The sequence below is a fragment of the Faecalibaculum rodentium genome, assembly GCF_001564455.1.
In the GTDB taxonomy this organism is placed as follows: Bacteria; Bacillota_I; Bacilli_A; order Erysipelotrichales; family Erysipelotrichaceae; genus Faecalibaculum; species Faecalibaculum rodentium.
Genome location: NZ_CP011391.1, coordinates 1077208 through 1094530 on the forward strand (window position 1 = coordinate 1077208; position 17323 = coordinate 1094530).

Annotated in this window: 18 protein-coding genes; 9 read left to right on the forward strand and 9 right to left on the reverse strand. The window is 54.2% G+C overall.

Annotated elements, in window-relative coordinates; all coding sequences use genetic code 11:
- Positions 1 to 205 precede the first annotated feature (205 nt).
- The 4 genes from aalo17_RS05315 to aalo17_RS05330 all read right to left on the reverse strand — a co-directional run bounded on the left by aalo17_RS05315 (position 206) and on the right by aalo17_RS05330 (position 3391).
- Positions 206 to 1093 (reverse strand): IS3 family transposase, encoded by an 888-nt coding sequence (locus aalo17_RS05315; protein ID WP_067554248.1) that lies wholly within the window; start codon positions 1091 to 1093, stop codon positions 206 to 208.
- Positions 1090 to 1389: a transposase gene (locus tag aalo17_RS05320; protein WP_067554245.1), complete on the reverse strand. Its 300-nt coding sequence runs from the start codon at positions 1387 to 1389 to the stop codon at positions 1090 to 1092. The genes aalo17_RS05315 and aalo17_RS05320 overlap by 4 nt, the downstream gene beginning before the upstream one ends.
- A gap of 93 nt (positions 1390 to 1482) precedes the next feature.
- Positions 1483 to 1839: a transposase gene (locus tag aalo17_RS13395; RefSeq protein WP_236940515.1), complete on the reverse strand. Its 357-nt coding sequence runs from the start codon at positions 1837 to 1839 to the stop codon at positions 1483 to 1485.
- Between the two features lie 343 nt (positions 1840 to 2182).
- The gene (locus aalo17_RS05330) at positions 2183 to 3391 is read right to left on the reverse strand and encodes an acetyl-CoA C-acetyltransferase (protein WP_067556533.1); all 1209 of its coding nucleotides are present in this window, start codon (positions 3389 to 3391) and stop codon (positions 2183 to 2185) included.
- 267 nt (positions 3392 to 3658) lie between these two features.
- Between aalo17_RS05330 and aalo17_RS05335 the strand changes: the two genes are divergently transcribed.
- From aalo17_RS05335 to aalo17_RS05365, 7 genes are all read left to right on the forward strand, one after another.
- The gene (locus aalo17_RS05335; protein ID WP_067556536.1) at positions 3659 to 4798 is read left to right on the forward strand and encodes an acyl-CoA dehydrogenase; all 1140 of its coding nucleotides are present in this window, start codon (positions 3659 to 3661) and stop codon (positions 4796 to 4798) included.
- A 16-nt stretch (positions 4799 to 4814) separates the two neighbouring features.
- Positions 4815 to 5606: an electron transfer flavoprotein subunit beta/FixA family protein gene (locus aalo17_RS05340; protein ID WP_067556539.1), complete on the forward strand. Its 792-nt coding sequence runs from the start codon at positions 4815 to 4817 to the stop codon at positions 5604 to 5606.
- Positions 5607 to 5622: 16 nt separating this feature from the next.
- The gene (locus aalo17_RS05345) at positions 5623 to 6651 is read left to right on the forward strand and encodes an electron transfer flavoprotein subunit alpha/FixB family protein (protein WP_067556542.1); all 1029 of its coding nucleotides are present in this window, start codon (positions 5623 to 5625) and stop codon (positions 6649 to 6651) included.
- Between the two features lie 32 nt (positions 6652 to 6683).
- Positions 6684 to 7526 (forward strand): 3-hydroxyacyl-CoA dehydrogenase family protein, encoded by an 843-nt coding sequence (locus aalo17_RS05350; RefSeq protein WP_067556544.1) that lies wholly within the window; start codon positions 6684 to 6686, stop codon positions 7524 to 7526.
- 170 nt (positions 7527 to 7696) lie between these two features.
- On the forward strand, positions 7697 to 8476 hold the full coding sequence (locus tag aalo17_RS05355; RefSeq protein ID WP_067556547.1) for an enoyl-CoA hydratase-related protein: 780 nt from the start codon (positions 7697 to 7699) through the stop codon (positions 8474 to 8476).
- Between the two features lies 1 nt (position 8477).
- On the forward strand, positions 8478 to 10034 hold the full coding sequence (locus tag aalo17_RS05360; RefSeq protein ID WP_067556550.1) for an acyl CoA:acetate/3-ketoacid CoA transferase: 1557 nt from the start codon (positions 8478 to 8480) through the stop codon (positions 10032 to 10034).
- A gap of 137 nt (positions 10035 to 10171) precedes the next feature.
- Positions 10172 to 11230, forward strand: a complete 1059-nt coding sequence (locus tag aalo17_RS05365; protein ID WP_067556552.1) for a threonine aldolase family protein — start codon at positions 10172 to 10174, stop codon at positions 11228 to 11230.
- Positions 11231 to 11389: 159 nt separating this feature from the next.
- Here aalo17_RS05365 and aalo17_RS05370 read toward each other — a convergent pair whose 3' ends face one another.
- The 5 genes from aalo17_RS05370 to aalo17_RS05390 form a co-directional block, all read right to left on the reverse strand.
- The gene (locus tag aalo17_RS05370) at positions 11390 to 12511 is read right to left on the reverse strand and encodes a metallophosphoesterase (protein WP_067556555.1); all 1122 of its coding nucleotides are present in this window, start codon (positions 12509 to 12511) and stop codon (positions 11390 to 11392) included.
- Complete coding sequence (locus aalo17_RS05375) at positions 12508 to 13266, reverse strand: alpha/beta hydrolase (RefSeq protein ID WP_067556558.1); 759 nt, start codon at positions 13264 to 13266, stop codon at positions 12508 to 12510. Before aalo17_RS05375 ends, aalo17_RS05370 begins: the two co-directional genes overlap by 4 nt.
- On the reverse strand, positions 13263 to 14450 hold the full coding sequence (locus aalo17_RS05380) for an ATP-grasp domain-containing protein (RefSeq protein ID WP_067556561.1): 1188 nt from the start codon (positions 14448 to 14450) through the stop codon (positions 13263 to 13265). Before aalo17_RS05380 ends, aalo17_RS05375 begins: the two co-directional genes overlap by 4 nt.
- Positions 14451 to 14513: 63 nt before the next feature.
- On the reverse strand, positions 14514 to 15026 hold the full coding sequence (locus aalo17_RS05385) for an NUDIX hydrolase (RefSeq protein WP_067556564.1): 513 nt from the start codon (positions 15024 to 15026) through the stop codon (positions 14514 to 14516).
- 66 nt (positions 15027 to 15092) lie between these two features.
- Positions 15093 to 15815, reverse strand: a complete 723-nt coding sequence (locus aalo17_RS05390; protein WP_067556567.1) for an N-acetylmuramoyl-L-alanine amidase family protein — start codon at positions 15813 to 15815, stop codon at positions 15093 to 15095.
- 100 nt (positions 15816 to 15915) lie between these two features.
- On the opposite strand from aalo17_RS05390, the gene aalo17_RS05395 reads away from it, so the two are divergent.
- Complete coding sequence (locus tag aalo17_RS05395; RefSeq protein ID WP_082743260.1) at positions 15916 to 16704, forward strand: segregation and condensation protein A; 789 nt, start codon at positions 15916 to 15918, stop codon at positions 16702 to 16704.
- Positions 16701 to 17321, forward strand: a complete 621-nt coding sequence (gene scpB / locus aalo17_RS05400; protein ID WP_082743261.1) for an SMC-Scp complex subunit ScpB — start codon at positions 16701 to 16703, stop codon at positions 17319 to 17321. The genes aalo17_RS05395 and scpB overlap by 4 nt, the downstream gene beginning before the upstream one ends.
- The last annotated feature ends 2 nt before the right edge of the window (positions 17322 to 17323 follow it).

Genomic DNA, 17323 nt, shown 5'->3' on the forward strand with positions numbered 1-17323 from the left:
CGGACACTGATTTTAGAGAGTCGGCAGATACTGCCAATTCTACGAAAGATTTCCTCCGCTTCCTCCCTTGACAGTGGGGCCCACTATCCCCTGGACCCCTTTCTCTTGCCTTCATCCAAAGAGTCAATATCTGACAGTTCTTGGCTGAAGGCTCATCAGTCTACCAGGGGATAGCCCACTGTAAAGGGCGCTCCAGAATTCTTTCTCAGTCAGTGCTGGTCCTTTGGAACATTACTTCATATTCTGCTGGGGACATATATCCACAGTGGCTGTGTATCCGTTCAGGGTTGTACCAGTCATCTATATACTGACTCACCAGTCGGTATGCATGCCTGTAGTTCTGTATATCGAACCTGCTCAGCCATTCCCTCTTGATCAGGGAGTGGAATGATTCAATACAGGCGTTGTCATACGGAACTCCTTTTGCTGAATAACTGCGAATCATTCCTCTGGTCAGTTTTCTGTACAGATCACAGGTATAGTGGATTCCTCGGTCCGTATGAATCATTATCGGTTCCTGGGACGGCCGGCGTTTTCTGGCTTCTTCGATCGATTTCAGAATTGGACCTGTGTCCAGCGTTTTTGTAAGCTTCCAGGAAATGATCCTTCTGGAATACAGATCCATGATGCAGGCAAGGTAAACGAATCCGTCCAGCTTTGTGTGGATATAGGTGATATCTGTGCACCATACGCAGTTTGGGTGAGCCGGAGAGAAGTTTCTATCCAGAAGATTCTTCAGATTTCCACTGAAATCACTTCGTATTGTGGTTTGTGTATGAGGCTTGACCCACTGTGCTCGGATCCCCATTTGACGCATATAAACACCAACGGTCCTTTCTGTAATGGAGATCCCTCCTGAGTTCAGGATTTTAGCGATTTTTGGCGCTCCGTAGTTTTCGTGGCTGTCTTCATAAATCTGAAGGATGGCCTTTTTCACATCATGCCTGCGCTTTTCCTGGTGGCTGGGTTTCCGCTTTAAATAGTCGTAATAGCCAGATCTTGAAAGACCAAGTTTATGAAGCACCCTGGATACCGAGAATTGGATTCCAGCTTTATGATCCTCGGCAACAAGTTCGTATTCGACCTGCTTCAGTTTCCCAGAATGCTTATGGCTTTTTTTAGAATCTTCAAAGCCTCCTGTGAGTCCCTGAGTTCTCGTTGAAGCCTGACATTTTCTTTGAGAAGGTCTTTTTCTTCCTTGTCATTATTATGAGCTGTCACAGCTGAAAGACCGGATCGGTTGAAATCTGCCCTCCATCTTTCCAGGGTGCTGCGGCCTACACCAAGTGTTTCAGCACATTCTATAACGGTCATTTCTGGATGGTTAGTCAAAAATTGAACCGCATCCTGCTTGAATTCATCTGTAAATGTTTTACGTTTCTTTGCCATAGATTTTCCTCTTTCATAGTGATTGTAGTTCTATGACATAGATACCGGTATTCTTAGAATCTCTAAATGGACTGTCCGTAAATTATTCTAAGGTCAGTCATAGCCAAAGAAGGAATTGATCTCGCTTAACAAAGCTGAAGCGCTCAGATACAGCTTCTTGCGACTGTTCACGATCCTCTTCTTATAGACGAAAGAATTCTTGTGGGCATTAGCTTCTATCTTTGTTCCATCGACGAATTGCACATGTGGGTCGATGCACATCAGATCGACGGCGATATGATGGCTGAGCTCAAAGAAAATATCATCGATGGCCCCTTCCTGAAGGATATCCAGGACCCTTTTGAAAGCCTGATGGCTGGGCATTTCATAGTTGGACAGGTAAAGAAACCGACAGTCTGTACGGCACAGGGATTCCAGCTCCCTGAGGGAGATGTTCTTTCTGGATGTCATGTATGAGAAAAGGATGACCCGGAGCAGCATCACACGATCGTGAGAGCTGGAATTGTTCGATCTGACCGGAGCGAAGTATTTGGCAAGATTGATCCTTTCTATCGCTTCCAGGAAAGAGTAAACAGGGTCATCAGATTGGATTCGGACTGGTACATCCAGCGCGAGTGATTCTTGTACGCCGAACGGATAATGGATATAATTCGGTTGTATGTTTTTTAGCACAAACAAATCATACAACAAAGGGCAGATCAGCTGATAAGCTTTCCTGCCCTTTGCGTTTTTATTTAGGATAGCTGTCCAGGTTTAACTGTTACAGCCCCTTTTATAAATTGAGTGGCTGTGACTAATCTTCGCAGTTCTTGACAACGACTGCGGTACCCATGCCGCCGCCGATGCAGAGGCTGGCCAGACCGTATTTCGCTTTTTCACGAACCATTTCGTGCAGCAGGGAAACGAAGATCCGGTTGCCGGATGCACCAACGGGGTGACCCAGGGCGATGGCGCCGCCGTTCACGTTGGTGATCTTCAGGAGTTCATCGCGGTCGATGCCTGTCTTTTCCACCAGTTCATGAACCACACCCAGAGACTGGGATGCGAAGGCTTCGTTCAGCTCGATGACATCCATGTCCTGCAGCTTCAGGTCTGCCTGTTTCAGGGCGTTCAGGATCGCAGGTGTGGGACCCAGGCCCATGTACAGGGGATCGACGCCGCCCTGTCCGCAGCCGATGACTTCGGCAATGGGCTTCAGGTTGTATTTCTTCACGGCTTCTTCGCTTGCCACGATACACATGGAAGCGCCGTCGTTGATGCCGGATGCGTTGCCGGCTGTGACTGTGCCGTCCTTGATGAAGGCCGGACGAAGTTTCGCCAGTTTTTCCAGGGACGTGGCACGGGGGTGTTCATCGGTGTCGAAGACAACCGTTGCCTTGCGCTGTTTTACTTCGATGGGAACGATTTCGTCCTTGAATTTGCCGTCTGCAATGGCCTTCAGGGCTTTTTCCTGGGATGCCAGGGCAAATTCGTCCTGCATTTCACGGGTGATGTTGTATTTCTTGGCAATGTTTTCTGCAGTCACGCCCATGTGTACATTATTCATGGCGTCTGTCAGGGCATCATAGGTCATGGCATCCACAATTGTCTGGTTGCCCATTTTTGTGCCGGTGCGGTTTTTGCCGCTCAGCAGGTAGGGAGCAGCGGACATGTTTTCCACGCCGCCGGCCACGAACAGGTCGCCCCAGCCTGCATGAATGCGGATGGTCGCTTCAATGATGGCTTCCAGACCGGATCCGCAGACCATGTTGATGGAGTGGGCAGGCACGCTTTCGGGAATGCCGGCATCCAGGGAAATGTGGCGGGCGATGTTCTGGCCCAGGCCTGCGCCGATGACGTTGCCGATGATGACTTCGTTGATGTCCTTGGGCTCAATGCCTGCTTCGGCAATGGCTGCCTTCAGGACTGTGGCTCCCAGCTCGGCGGCGGGAACATTGGTCAGACTGCCCAGAAATGTACCGATGGCGGAACGCTTGGCAGCGACGATGTAGGCTTTGTTCATAATAGGTCCTCTTTCTACTCCGTTTCAGAGTCCTTTATGATAGTACCGCCCGCCCGGGAAGGTGTCAAACTGATTTGTGATTAAATGCACAATTTGAAAATCCCCTTACATATAGGGCGGATTATTACAGTATAAATTGTGAAATTGTTCTCAATTGTCATTGACTTCAATGGAAGCGCTCTGTAAAATTGAGTCGCATGTAAAACAGTGAAAACTTTTTTGTGTGCCTGCCAATGCAAGTTCATGTATGGAAAGGAGAACTTCATTATGGATTTTAACCTGACAGAGCAGCAGAAGCTGATGCAGAAGCTGTTCCGCGAAGTTGCGGAAAATGAAGTAAAGGAAAACGCAGCAGACGTTGACGAAAACGAACGCTTCCCGAAGGAAGCCGTTCAGGTCATGAGAGACGCCAAGATGCTGGGTATTCCATATCCCAAGGAATATGGAGGCGCCGGTGCCGACTATCTGAGCTACATCCTCGCAGTCGAGGAACTGAGCAAGAAGTGTGCAACAACCGGTGTTGTCCTGTCCGCTCACACCTCCCTGGGCACCTGGCCCATCGCCCAGTTCGGCACACCCGAACAGAAGGAAAAATATCTTCGCCCGCTGGCATCCGGTGAAAAGCTGGCTGCCTTCGGCCTGACTGAACCCAATGCAGGCACAGACGCTGCCGGTCAGCAGACGACTGCCGTGAAGGATGGCGACGATTATGTCATCAACGGCACCAAGATTTTCATCACCAACGCCGGTGAAGCCGATGTCTACATCATCTTTGCCATGACAGACAAGTCCAAGGGCACCCGCGGCATTTCCGCTTTCATCGTGGAGAAGGACACACCGGGCTTCACCATTGGCCAGCACGAAAAGAAACTGGGTATCCGCGGTTCCGCTACCAGCGAGCTGATTTTCAACAACGTGCGTGTTCCGAAGGAGAACCTTCTGGGCAAGGAAGGCCAGGGATTCCGCATTGCCATGCAGACACTGGATGGCGGCCGGATCGGCATCGCAGCCCAGGCGCTTGGCATTGCACAGGGCGCCATTGACGAAGTCATTCCCTATGTGAAGGCAAGAAAACAGTTCGGCCGTCCCATTGCAAAATTCCAGAACACCCAGTTCCAGCTGGCAAACATGCAGACTGCCGTGGACGCAGCACGTCTGCTGGTGTACCAGGCTGCAATGGCAAAGGAACAGGGAAAACCCTATACAACACTGGCTGCGGAAGCCAAGCTGTTTGCGGCAGAAACCGCCATGGATGTGACCACAAAGGCCATTCAGCTCATGGGCGGCTACGGCTACACCCGCGATCTGCCGGTTGAACGCATGTTCCGTGATGCCAAGATCACCGAGATCTATGAAGGAACATCGGAAGTGCAGCGCATGGTCATCTCCGGCGCCATGCTGAAGTAGGGAGGAATCATCGATCATGAATATCGTAGTACTGGCTAAACAGGTACCGGATTCAACTGAAATCACGGTAGACAAAAATACAGGAACTCTGGTCCGCGACGGCGTGCCTTCCATCATCAACCCGGATGACCTGGCCGGCCTGGAAGCAGCTCTGGAACTGAAGGACAAAAACCCCGATGTCAAAGTCACGGTCCTGTCCATGGGTCCCCCGCAGGCTGCCGGCATGCTCCAGGAATGCATTGCCCGCGGTGCTGACGGAGCTGTTCTCCTGACAGACCGCCGCCTGGGTGGTGCCGATACATGCGCCACCAGCCGCACACTGGCTGCAGCCCTGAAGAAAATCGGCTTTGACCTGATCATCGCCGGCCGTCAGGCAATCGATGGCGATACGGCACAGGTTGGACCGCAGACCGCAGAACGCCTGGGCATTCCACAGATCACCTATGTGGATGAAATCCTGGAACTGACGCCGGAAAAGGTGAAAGTCCGCAAGCAGCTGGAAGACGAGGAGCAGGTCCTGGAATGCACCATGCCTGCTGTCCTGACCACGCTGTCCGGCATGAACAAACCGCGTTACATGAACTGTGTGGACATCGTGGATTCCTTCAACAAGCCCGTGCAGACCATGACATTCGATGATCTGGACCTGCCGCTGGAAGTGGTCGGCCTGGCCGGATCTCCCACAAAAGTTCATGCCACATTCACCAAGGAAGTATCCGCCAAGACAGAGACATTCGATCTGCCCGCTGCGGAGACTGCTGAAAAGATTGCAGCTGCCCTGAAAGAAAAGCAGCTGATCAAGAAGTAGGAAGGGGACATCACCAATGGCTAAATTTGATGGATACAAGGACATTTATGTCTTTGTCGAACAGAAAGACGGAAACATTGCGGATGTCGGATACGAACTGATTTCCGAAGCCCGCAAGCTCGTGGCCAGCATGCCGGAAATGGGATTCAACGTGGTTGGTGTGCTGCTGGGCAGCGGCATCAAGGATAAGGCCGGGGAAGTCATTGCCCATGGTGCTGACAAGGTCATCGTCGTGGACGATCCCCTGCTGAAGGACTACAACACACAGTTCTATGCAGATGCGCTTACACAGGTCGTCAACGAATTCAAGCCTGACAGCTTCCTGACCGGTGCCACAGTGGAAGGCCGCGACCTGGCTCCCCGTGTGGCTGCCCGTCTGAATGCAGGTCTGACTGCGGATGCCACGAAGATTGCCATCGACCTGGACAAAGTGAAGGATGGCGAAGCCCTGCTGCTGGTGACCCGTCCCACATTCGGCGGCAACCTGTTTGGCACGATCGTCTGCCCGAACACCCGTCCGCAGATGGCGACCATCCGTCCGAAAGTATTCGACATGGCACCCGTGGATGAAACCCGTACAGGCGAAGTCATCGAGTTCGCACCGAAGTGGGAAACCACAGAGCCGGAAGTCACCATCCTGGAAGTGGAACCCAAACTGGCAGAAGGAATTGACATCACCAAGGCAGATATCCTGATCGGTGCCGGCCGTGGTGCGGAAGGCAGCCTCGACTACCTGAACGAAGTCGCAAAGGAACTGGGCGGTGAAGTCTGCGCCACCCGTGCCGTCGTGGAAGACGGTTTCGCAGACAAGGCTGTACAGGTTGGCCAGACCGGCAAGACGGTTCGTCCGACTCTGTACATCGCATGCGGTATTTCCGGTGCCGTTCAGCATGTGGCCGGTATGGAAAAATCCGACTTCATCATCGCAATCAACCGTGACCCGGAAGCAGAAATCTTCAAGATTGCCAACCTTGGCTATGTAGGCAAGATCGAAGAAGTCATGCCGCTGCTGGTGGAAGAAATCAAAAAGGCGAAAGCCGCATAATCATAGAGAAAAACGGAAGAAGGAACTGAACAATGACAAGAAAAGTAGGCGTAGTCGGTGCCGGCACAATGGGCCAGGGCATCGCGAATGCATTCGCATCTGCAGGCAACGATGTAACGGTTGTGGATGTCAAGAAGGAATGGGCTGAAAACGGCGTCAACAAAATCTTTGCAGGCAAGGACAAACTCGTGGCCAAGGGAAAAATCACCCAGGAAGCTGCCGATGCAGCGAAAGCGAACCTGAAGGCCGGTGAATACGAAGACCTGGCTGACTGCGATCTGATCGTCGAAGCCGTGCTGGAACAGATGCCTGTCAAGAAAGACCTGTTCAAGAAACTGGACGAAATCGTGAAGGAAGATGCCATTTTCGGCACAAACACCTCCAGTCTGTCCGTAACGGAAATCGCCAACGGCATCAAGCACCCCGTGATCGGCATGCACTTCTTCAACCCGGCTGACCGGATGAAACTGGTGGAAGTCATTTCCGGTGCCAACACGCCGGATGAAGTGAAGGAAACCATCAAGGAAATCTCCAAAGAGATTGGCAAGACACCGGTCGAAGTCAACGAAGGACCCGGCTTCGTGGTAAACCGCATCCTGATCCCGATGGTCAACGAAGCATCTGTCATCCTGCAGGAAGGCATCGCCTCCACAGAGGATATTGACACAGCCATGCAGCTGGGTGCCAACCACCCGATGGGCCCCCTGGCTCTGGGTGACCTGATCGGACTGGATGTTGTTCTGGCCATCATGGATGTCCTGTATCACGAAACCGGTGACTCCAAGTACCGTGCCAGCACACTGCTGCGCAAAATGGTCCGTGCCGGCAAGCTCGGACGCAAAACCGGAGAAGGCTTCTATAACTACAAGAAGTAGCCGGCTGACAACAGGCAGAGCAGCGGGCCTGGCCGGTTTGCAAAACCGGCAGCGGTTCATCCTGTCTGTATCCAGAGGCGAAAGACATCTTTCGCCTCTTTTTATCCATATGCAAACACTGCCGGCTGAACAGGCGGCAGCAAGGCACAACTGCCTCAGGAGGAAATACCATGGAAAACGTAATTCTCGAAAAGAACGGACATGTATCCAAGATCACGATCAACCGTCCGAAAGCCCTGAACGCTCTGTCCACAGACGTTCTGAAAGACCTGGAAGAAGCGGTCAACACAGTCAAAAATGACGACGATACCTATTGCCTGATCATCACAGGTGCCGGAGACAAGTCCTTTGTGGCCGGGGCTGACATCGCCGAAATGAAGGACAAAACAGTGGAAGAAGCTGCGGAATACGGTGCATACGGAAACAAGATTTTCCGTGAAATCGAAACTCTGCACTGCCCGGTCATCGCTGCAGTGAACGGTTTCGCCCTGGGTGGGGGCTGTGAACTGGCCATGTCCTGCGACATCCGTGTGGCAGCCGACAACGCAGTCTTCGGTCAGCCGGAAGTGGGCCTGGGCATCACGCCGGGATTCGGCGGTACACAGCGTCTGGCGCGTCTGGTTCCGGCTGGCATTGCCAAGGAAATGATCTTCACGGCCCGCAACATCAAGGCGGACAAAGCGGAAAAAATCGGCCTGGTCAACGCCGTGGTTCCGGCGGAAGAACTCATGGCGACTGTGGAAAAAATGGCGGCCGGCATTGCCAAAAATGCACCGATCGCTGTCGCACAGGCGAAGAAAGCCATCAACAACGGTCTGAATGGCACGATCGACGAAGGCATTGCGGAAGAAGTGAAGGATTTCTCCGACTGCTTCGCAACGGAAGACCAGACATACGGCATGGACTGCTTCCTGAACAAAGTCAGGGACAAGCAGTTCTCCAACAAGTAATATGAGCAAGGTCATAACGCCGGAAGAGGCAGCGCTGCTGGTCAAGGACGGTGACCGCATCGTCATGAGCGGTTTCATTGGCATGTGTCATCCACAGGAGCTGACATATGCACTGGAGGACCGGTTCCTGAAAACCGGTGCCCCGAAAGACCTGGATCTGTTTTTCCCCACCAATGTGGGTGACGGTACAGACAAACTGGGAATGAATCACCTGGCCCATGAAGGACTGCTTCGCAGCATCGTGGGCGGCCACTGTAACCTGGTGCCGGCTTTGCAGAAACTGGTTACGGAAAACAAGGTCAAGGCCTGGAACCTGCCCATCGGGACACTGGCTCAGCTGCTGCGGGAAATTGCCGCAAAGCGTCCGGGTGTAATCACAAAAATCGGCCTGAACACCTTCGTGGATCCGCGTCTGCAGGGTGGAAAGATGAATGACATCACCGACGAGGATCTGGTGGAGCTCATGGAAATCGACGGGGAAGAGTATCTTCGCTACAAGCCCTTCAAACAGATCAACGTCGGATTCATCCGCGGGACATATGCAGATGAAAACGGCAACCTCACCATGGACAAGGAAGCCGCGTTCCTGGAAGCCCTGCCGATGGCCGAAGCCGTGAAGAACACCGGCGGCATTGTCATTGCCCAGGTGGAAGACATTGTGCAGAACGGCACGCTGGATCCCAAGGACGTGAAGGTGCCTGGCATCATGGTGGATTATGTGGTCAAGGGAACACCCGCCAACCACTGGCAGACCTACATGGATCCCTACAAGCCGGAATTCTCCGGGCAGATCAAAAAACCGCTGGATGCACTGACACCCATGCCGCTGAATGCGCGAAAGGTCATCAGCCGCCGTGCAGCCATGGAACTGGTTCCTAATGCCATACTGAACCTGGGCATCGGCATTCCCGAAGGGGTCGCCAATGTCGCCAATGAAGAAGGCATTTCCGGTCTGAAAATGACAGTGGAAGCCGGCAACATCGGCGGAGTTCCGGCCAGCGGTGTCGGGTTTGGTGCTGCCACCAACCCGGAAGCCACCGTGGATTCGCCGGCCCTGTTTGACTTCTATGATGGCGGCGGACTGGATGAAGCGTTCCTGGGCCTGGCAGAATGCGACCGTAACGGCAACATCAACGTGTCCCGGTTTGGACCCAAAATTGCCGGCTGCGGCGGGTTCATCAACATCACGCAGTCCACGCCGGTCGTGGTTTTCTGCGGAACCTTCACAGCAAAGGGACTGAAGGAAGAATTCGGCAATGGCACACTCACCATTGTCAACGAGGGCCAGGTCAAGAAATTCAAGAACGATGTGGAACAGATCACGTTCTCGGCGGAATATGCAAAGAAATCCGGTCAGAAGGTCATGTACATCACCGAACGCGCTGTCTTTGAGCTCCGGGATGGCGTCTTCACCCTGACGGAAATTGCACCGGGCATCGATCTGCAAAAGGACGTCCTGGACCAGATGGACTTCGTTCCGGTAGTGGCAGATGACCTGAAGATCATGGATGAGCGGATTTTCATGGACAAACCCATGGGGCTGAGCAGCAAGTCCTGATCGAAGTGTAAGACGAAAAGAGCAGAATGGCGGTATCAGCGCAATCTGTTCTTTTTTCATAGAGACCTGTATAATACAGCTGTCTCAAAAACAAACATGTCCCTTCAGTTTTTCCGGAAGGGAAAGAAGGAGAGTGTATGCTGTTTTTTCGAAACGACTATGGACAGGGCTGTACCAGCCGCATCCTGGAGCTTCTGGCACAGGCGAATGAAGCCGACAACCCTGGCTATGGAACGGATCAGTACTGCCAGAGAGCCCGGGAACTGCTGGCTTCCCGGATGCCGGATCATGATCCGGTCATTCATTTTCTGGTTGGGGGCACCATTGTCAACCTGACTGTCCTGCGTCATATCCTGAGACCGTATGAAGGCGTTTACAGTCCGGATACGGGGCATATTGCCGTGCATGAAACCGGGTCGGTGGAGGCGACGGGTCACAAAGTCATTACCGTGCCCAATGCCTCCGGAAAAATCACACCGGCCGCCCTGCGCAAGGCTCACAGTCAGTTCCAGCTGATATTTGAACACATGGTCATGCCCAGAGCTGTCTATATTTCCAATGCCACGGAACTGGGCACCGTGTATACCAGAAAAGAACTGGAGGATCTGCGGGCCATCTGCGATGAGTTCCAGCTGTACCTCATCATGGATGGCGCTAGGCTTGGCAACGCACTGGAATCCGGTGTGGATTATGACCTGAATGACCTGGCGGGATGGTGCGATGCCTTCACGATCGGGGCCACCAAGAACGGTGCGCTGTTTGGAGAAGCGCTGGTGATCATGAACCGGAAACTGCAGCCATATTTCCGTTTTACTGAAAAGCAGAGCGGTGCCATGCTGGCCAAGGGATGGCTGCTGGGTCTTCAATTCATCGGCCTGTTCGAAGACGATGCCTGGTTTGAAAATGCCCGGCATGCCAATGAACTGGCCATGACCATTCAGAACCGTGTCAAGGAACTGGGCTATCCACTGCTGCTGACCAGCGAAACCAACCAGATTTTTGTGGTCGTCACGCAGCAGGAATATGAATATCTGTCCACCAGGGTTGATTTCGAAATCTGGGAGCAGTGGAATGATGATATCATAGTGCGGTTTGTGACCAGCTGGCACACGACGCAGGAAGAAGCGGAGTATCTTTGTGTCTACCTGGAGGAAGCCCGCAACCAGGATTCCCTCCCGGAACCGGAAGAAGACTGACTGGTACAGACACCACTCTGAAAGATCTGCAGCGGGGCAGGTTGCATGATACCATGGGGTGCATACTCTGCTGGTCCACATACAGTTGCAGTACGGAAAAAAGGCATCAGTGCCTGTTTCTGCAATCCATGCAGAAACGGGGTTGATGCCTTTTCCTGTTTACATGCCGGCCGGTTCCTGTTCTGTATCGTTATCCTCTGATTCAGGCAGGGCCAGCGCCTCTGCCTCCATCCAGCCAAGAACGCTGTTGTGTTTGACCAGGACCTGGTCCTGACAGCGAAGGACAACAGAAACCCGTTCACCTGCCTGCGCCGGCATCCGGTAATTGGTGTATTCGCTGACCGAACCGGACTGCACAAATGCATCCGGGACCCAGAAGGATCGCCGCAGCCAGTCAGAATGCACCAGCGACTGTTCTCCCGCATGATCCAGGACCGAGATGTCCCGGTGATTCCAGCTCATGGCGAAGGGAATCTGCACCCCGGGATCTGTGTCCTTCAACACGACTGCCTGTTCCAGATCATCAGCCGACACGGTCGTGACGTTACGGCCCTGAAAGATGACTGCATTGAGCTGACCGGATCTCTTCACCACATTCCCGCCATCGATTGACCAGATGTTCCGGGCCGGATCGAAAACGGGAGAAAAGTCGATCACTCTGTTCCGGTATTCGGAAACCGGCATGTGACCAACCACGACGGGTTTTGAGAACCGCTTGTCGGTGTGAAGGAAAAACGGTGTGGTCATGACCTCCCGGAAGTCCGATCCGAAGTGCTCTTCATCCATGATGGCCGCATGGGCATAAATCCGGTCAGGCGATACAAGAACATGCGGAAGATCCGCCAGAAACTGCAGCTCCGGCAGGAAGGCCTGACGGATCCTGTGACAGAATTCATCCATCTCCATTCCGGCAGGATCAATGCCCAGTGCTTCTGCCATTTCCATGATCAGAGATTGCCGTGATGTGATGACGGATCTCAGAAACTGCAGCCGGTAGGAAAACAGCACGTTTTTGGCGGTGAAATCACAGTTTCCCATCAGACACCACACATTTCCGGTCCGCACCTGTTCCATGACGAAGCGCAAAAGGGCCAGATTTTCCGGCCCTTTTTCCACGAGATCACCTGCCAGGATCAGCCGGTCCACCCCGTGGCGATATCGGCATTTCTTCAGCAGCTGCTGATATACCGCGAGATTGCCATGAATATCGGATATCACGATCTCCTTGGCTTCCGGATCTGTCAGCTCCGGCAAGGCATGAACCACAACTGACCGGTTCATCGTTCCATCAGGAAGCGCAGGAAATCCGCGGCTTCCTCCTGCCAGGAAGCTTCCGTGTGTTCTCCCTGGGGCTTGACATTGAACCGCACGCTCATGCCCTTGTCCATCAGCAGGTTGGCCAGATCCGTGCAGGCCGCGGTTTCTTCAATGAACGCATGCATTCCAGTCCCTTCATGAGCCCCCCAGGAGACGTACATCCGTGCCGGCAGATGCAGCCGGCAGGATGAAACGTCCGCCATCAGTGTACCCAGAACCGGCAGCACATAGGGAGAGATCACAAGTGACCGGGAATAGACATCGGAATGCCGGCAGGCAGCGTACAGTGCCATGAGGCCGCCGCAGCTGCTGCCGCCGATCCACGTCCAGCGCCGTCCGGGTCTGGTGGGAAAGTGGGCATCAATATAGGGTTTCAGGTCGTTGATGAAGAAATCCATGGTCGCTTCTCCTTTTCCTGAAAAATACCCGAACTGCGCATCATAGAAGGGAAACGGCCCGTATTCGTCCAGACGGGCATTGCCTTCGTGGGAACATTCCTGTCCAACCACGATCAGATCGGCACCGGCTGCCTGGATTTCCTCCTGCAGCCGCCAGGAGCGGCCGAAGGTGGCGTCTTCATCAAAAAACAGGTTGTGTCCGTCAAACATGTACAGCACGGGGTAGTCCCGGCCGGATGTCAGGTAGTCATCCGGCAGATACATGTGGATCATCCGGCTGCACTGCAGCTTTTCCATGAAGACTTCAAACTTGAGGATCATTGCCGTTCAAATGCCTTCAGGAAGAACTCTGCCCTCCGCTCCATGGAAGTGAATCGTGCCTTGATGGTCACATCTCCCATCGCTGCTGCAAAGGCAGGCGGCAGGTATTCCGTGTTCAGGAGCTCCGGCCGGAACATGTCCTCGATTTCATGCACCGAGTACCGGTAGGGCACGCCGTTGCGCCGTCCTGCGAATCCTGCGGAGAATTTCAGCCTGGAAGACACAGATGTCTCGTGCCCGGTGATGACCTGTGCCCAGAGGTCGTAGATGTCCATGTCGTTGGAGTAGTTGAGCAGATCCGGTGCAAATCCTCCGGGTGGACGGAAATTCACCTCCAGCCCCATGAGCATGCCCTTTTTCCCGAGCCCCGGCTTGTCTTCCCGCAGACGGAAGTATTCACCGTGGAAGAACCGGCTCCGGATCCCGAAGGAATCCGCGACCCGCTGCGCGATCTGGCGGTATTCATCGCTCACGTCGAAGGTGTAGTACGTACCGATGGAGTCATGCTGCTGTACAGAATCCATGCAGTTGCCGACATATTCCATGCTGCCCAGAAAGCGGATCTGGCCGTCCTGGTCGGTGATGCCATCCAGCGTGATCACGTCCGCGTCGATGTATTCCTCCAGGATCATGTGCAGGTCCCTTGTCTGCTCGAAGCAGGATACCAGCTGGGCATCGTCTGAGATTTTGTAGGTGAAGGATGCGCCCACACCATGGTCAGGCTTGAGCACGACAGGGAAGCCGACTTCCTGTACAAAGGCCCGGGCCTCTTCCAGCGTCTTTGGCAGGCAGTAGCGGGAGACAGGAACGCCTGCCCGTTCATAGTATTGTTTCATGGCGGCCTTTGACTGGAATTCCGTGATCTGTTCAAGGCTGAACCCGGTTGTCACATGGAAGTCATCCCGCAGCCGGGCATCCAGCGTGAGCCAGGCTTCGTTGTTGGACTCGATCCAGTCGATTTTGCCATACTTCCAGGTAAAATAGCCCGCTGCCCTGAGCACTTCCTGGTAGTCATGGAAGCTTTTCACCACAAAGCATTCGTCGATGTTGGCCCTGAGCTCCGGCTTCAGGGAATCATAGGGCTGATCCACCACCGCCAGCACTCTGGCCCCCTGCCGCTTGAGTCCCCGGCAGAACATCCAGAAACTTTCCGGATAATTGGGACTGATAAACAAAAAATTCATATATTCTCTTTCTAAACTTCATTTTACGATTCATGCCTGCACGTGCCAGGCCGGAAACCGGACTCAGCGCCCGATTTCATGGGTCTGCAGCACGGCAAGGTAAAGCGCGATCAGCGTCTTTGCGTCGCAGATCTCGTTTCGCCCTGCCATGGCCAGTGCATCTTTCAGGCTCATCCAGACCAGCTCGATGTCTTCATCCGGATCCGGCGGCAGGTGAACGGCAGCCGGTTTCGGATCATGCGCCTGATAGATATAGAGTGTTTCGTCGCAGAATCCCGGCGTGGACCAGAACTTCTGCAGAAGGGTCATGGAACTGCATTCCAGGCCTGTTTCTTCATTCAGTTCCCGCATGCCGCAGGAAAGAGGATCTTCTCCGTATTCCAGTTTCCCGGCAGGGATCTCCAGGGTCACGGCATTCACGGCCGGACGGAACTGCTTCACGAACAGCATTTTTCCCTCACGGACCACCAGAACTCCCACCCCGCCGGGATGGCGGATGATTTCCCACGCATGACCGTCGATGGTTTCACGGCCCAGCGTGAAGATTTTTCCTTCAAACAGTGTTTCTTTTTCCATTTCCTTTTTCCCTTTGCCCAAGATTTTACCATACCGGAAAAGATAAACAAAAAAGTCCCTGCGGACTTAATTGACAACTTTCAGAAATGCTTCTGCAACCGCTTCCCCGATCCGGTCCTGGTAACTTGAATCGGTGAGTTTGGCGTAGTCATCCGGATTCGTGACATATCCCAGCTCCAGAAGAATGCTCGGCACATCCCGGTCCATCAGGATGGGGAAGTTTGCGTAATGGTCGGAATCCACGCCTTCAAATGACGACAGATTGATCGCGGACACTGCCTGCCCGGCCGCCGCCCCCAGTTCTTCCAGCTGTGTCTGCGGCTGGGTGAAGACCGCGAATCCCCTGGCCAGCGGATCCGGGCTGCTGGACAGCTGGACGGAAACGAGGTACTGCACACCCTGTTCCTTCATCCGCCGAAGACGGTCCTGACTGGAGGCTGCCTCAGTATCGAACACCGGAACATCGTCGGACTCACGGGTGTAGACCACCTGGTATCCGGCAGCTGACAGCTTCCGTCCGATGGCCAGTGCCAGATCCAGATTGATGTCCTTTTCAGGAATGGTTGTATCGGACACATAGCCATAGTCGCTGCCGCCATGTCCCGCATCGACTGCTATGACGGCGTGGGACTGGCTGGATGTCATAGTGGCATCTTCGTTGGTGGTGGATCCGCTGTTGTTGACCGTGGGTACCCGGACATCCGGCGCAGTATAGGAGCTGTTGAGCCCTGGATGGAGCACAAGCAGCGCAAAGAGGCCCAGAAGCAGATAGATGGCGGCTTTTTTCATGTCCCTTTCCCCCTTTCCCGAATTCGGAAGTCTTTTCAGTATACCACAGAGCCATGAGTTGGTCGCTGTCGTCTATGGTATAATTGCGAAAGGTGAATGCATGGAATTTTTGGTTGCACTGAATGAATTTGAAGGACCGCTGGACCTGATGCTGCATCTGGTCCGGCAGCACAAGCTGGATCTTCACAATCTGAACATGGCTGAACTGGCCGACCAGTATATCTGTTATCTGCAGTCCATGGCGGATCTTCACCTGGAGATCGCCAGCGAGTACCTGGAGGAACTGGCGCTGCTGGTCGAATACAAAAGCCGGATGCTGCTGCCCAGGCAGAAGGATGACCAGGAGGATGACTACGAGGAAGACCGGCGGCAGGATCTGGTCCGCAGGCTGCTGGAGTACCAGGCATACAAGGAAGCTGCGCAGATGCTCTCTGCCCGATACGAGGAGCGTACCCTGCTGCTTTCCCGGGCTCCGGATTCTCGGATCAGGGAATGGAGCCGGCCGGTGGAGGAAACCTGGACCGGCACGGGGGATGAACTGGCAAAAGCCATGGAACGTGTCCTGCGACGGTATGCTGTCCTGGTCCCGCATGAAACCAGGGTCCAGACGCGGGAACTGTCCACCGGCATGCGGCGCCAGCAGATCCTTCACAGACTGCCTCCGGGAGCCCGGACGAGTCTCAGGGAGCTGTGCAGCGACTGCACAGATGTGCATATGGTCGTGGTGACATTTCTGGCCCTTCTGGATCTTCTGCACGAAGGCCTCGTGCAGGCGGTGCAGAATGAAGAGGACATCCGGATTTACAGGCCGGAGGGCGAAGCCGGCACAGAATCGGACAGGACCGCATCCGGCCAGCCCGGTCCGGCCGGCACAAAGGAGAACCAATGACAGAAACAGCAGACATACCGGGCAGCCAGGCACTGAAGATTCTGGAAGGCCTGGTCTTTCTTGCCGGAGAGGACGGCCTGGATCTCTGGCAGCTGCAGACAGGCATGCCGGAATATACTCGGGAGGAACTGGAAGCAGGGCTGCACCGGCTGCAGGAAGACTGCATATCCCGCGGGATCGATCTGGTGGAGTATGCAGGCCGCTGGCGGTTTGTGGCCCGGGCAGAGGTGTTTCCCTATGCACAGGATCTCTTCCGGGAAGTCCGGCCGGCTTCTCTTTCCGCTGCTGCCCTCGAGACACTGGCGGTGATTGCCTATCGCCAGCCGGTCACCAGGGTCCAGATTGAGGAGATCCGCGGTGTGGCCTGCGATACAATGCTCAAAAAACTGCTGGCCCGCGGTTATATCGAAGCCCGCGACCGTCTTGACGCAGTGGGCCGGCCGCTGCTTTACCGCGTGACGGATGCCTTTCTGGATGCCTTCAGCCTCGAGGATCTGCAGTCGCTGCCGGAACTGTCCGCGGAAGGCGGGCAGGCCAGCCTGTTCGATGAAGTGACAGAGGAGCCTGAAGGATCTTCGGCAGATGACAGCGGACCAGGGACAGGGCAGGGGGCCTGAAC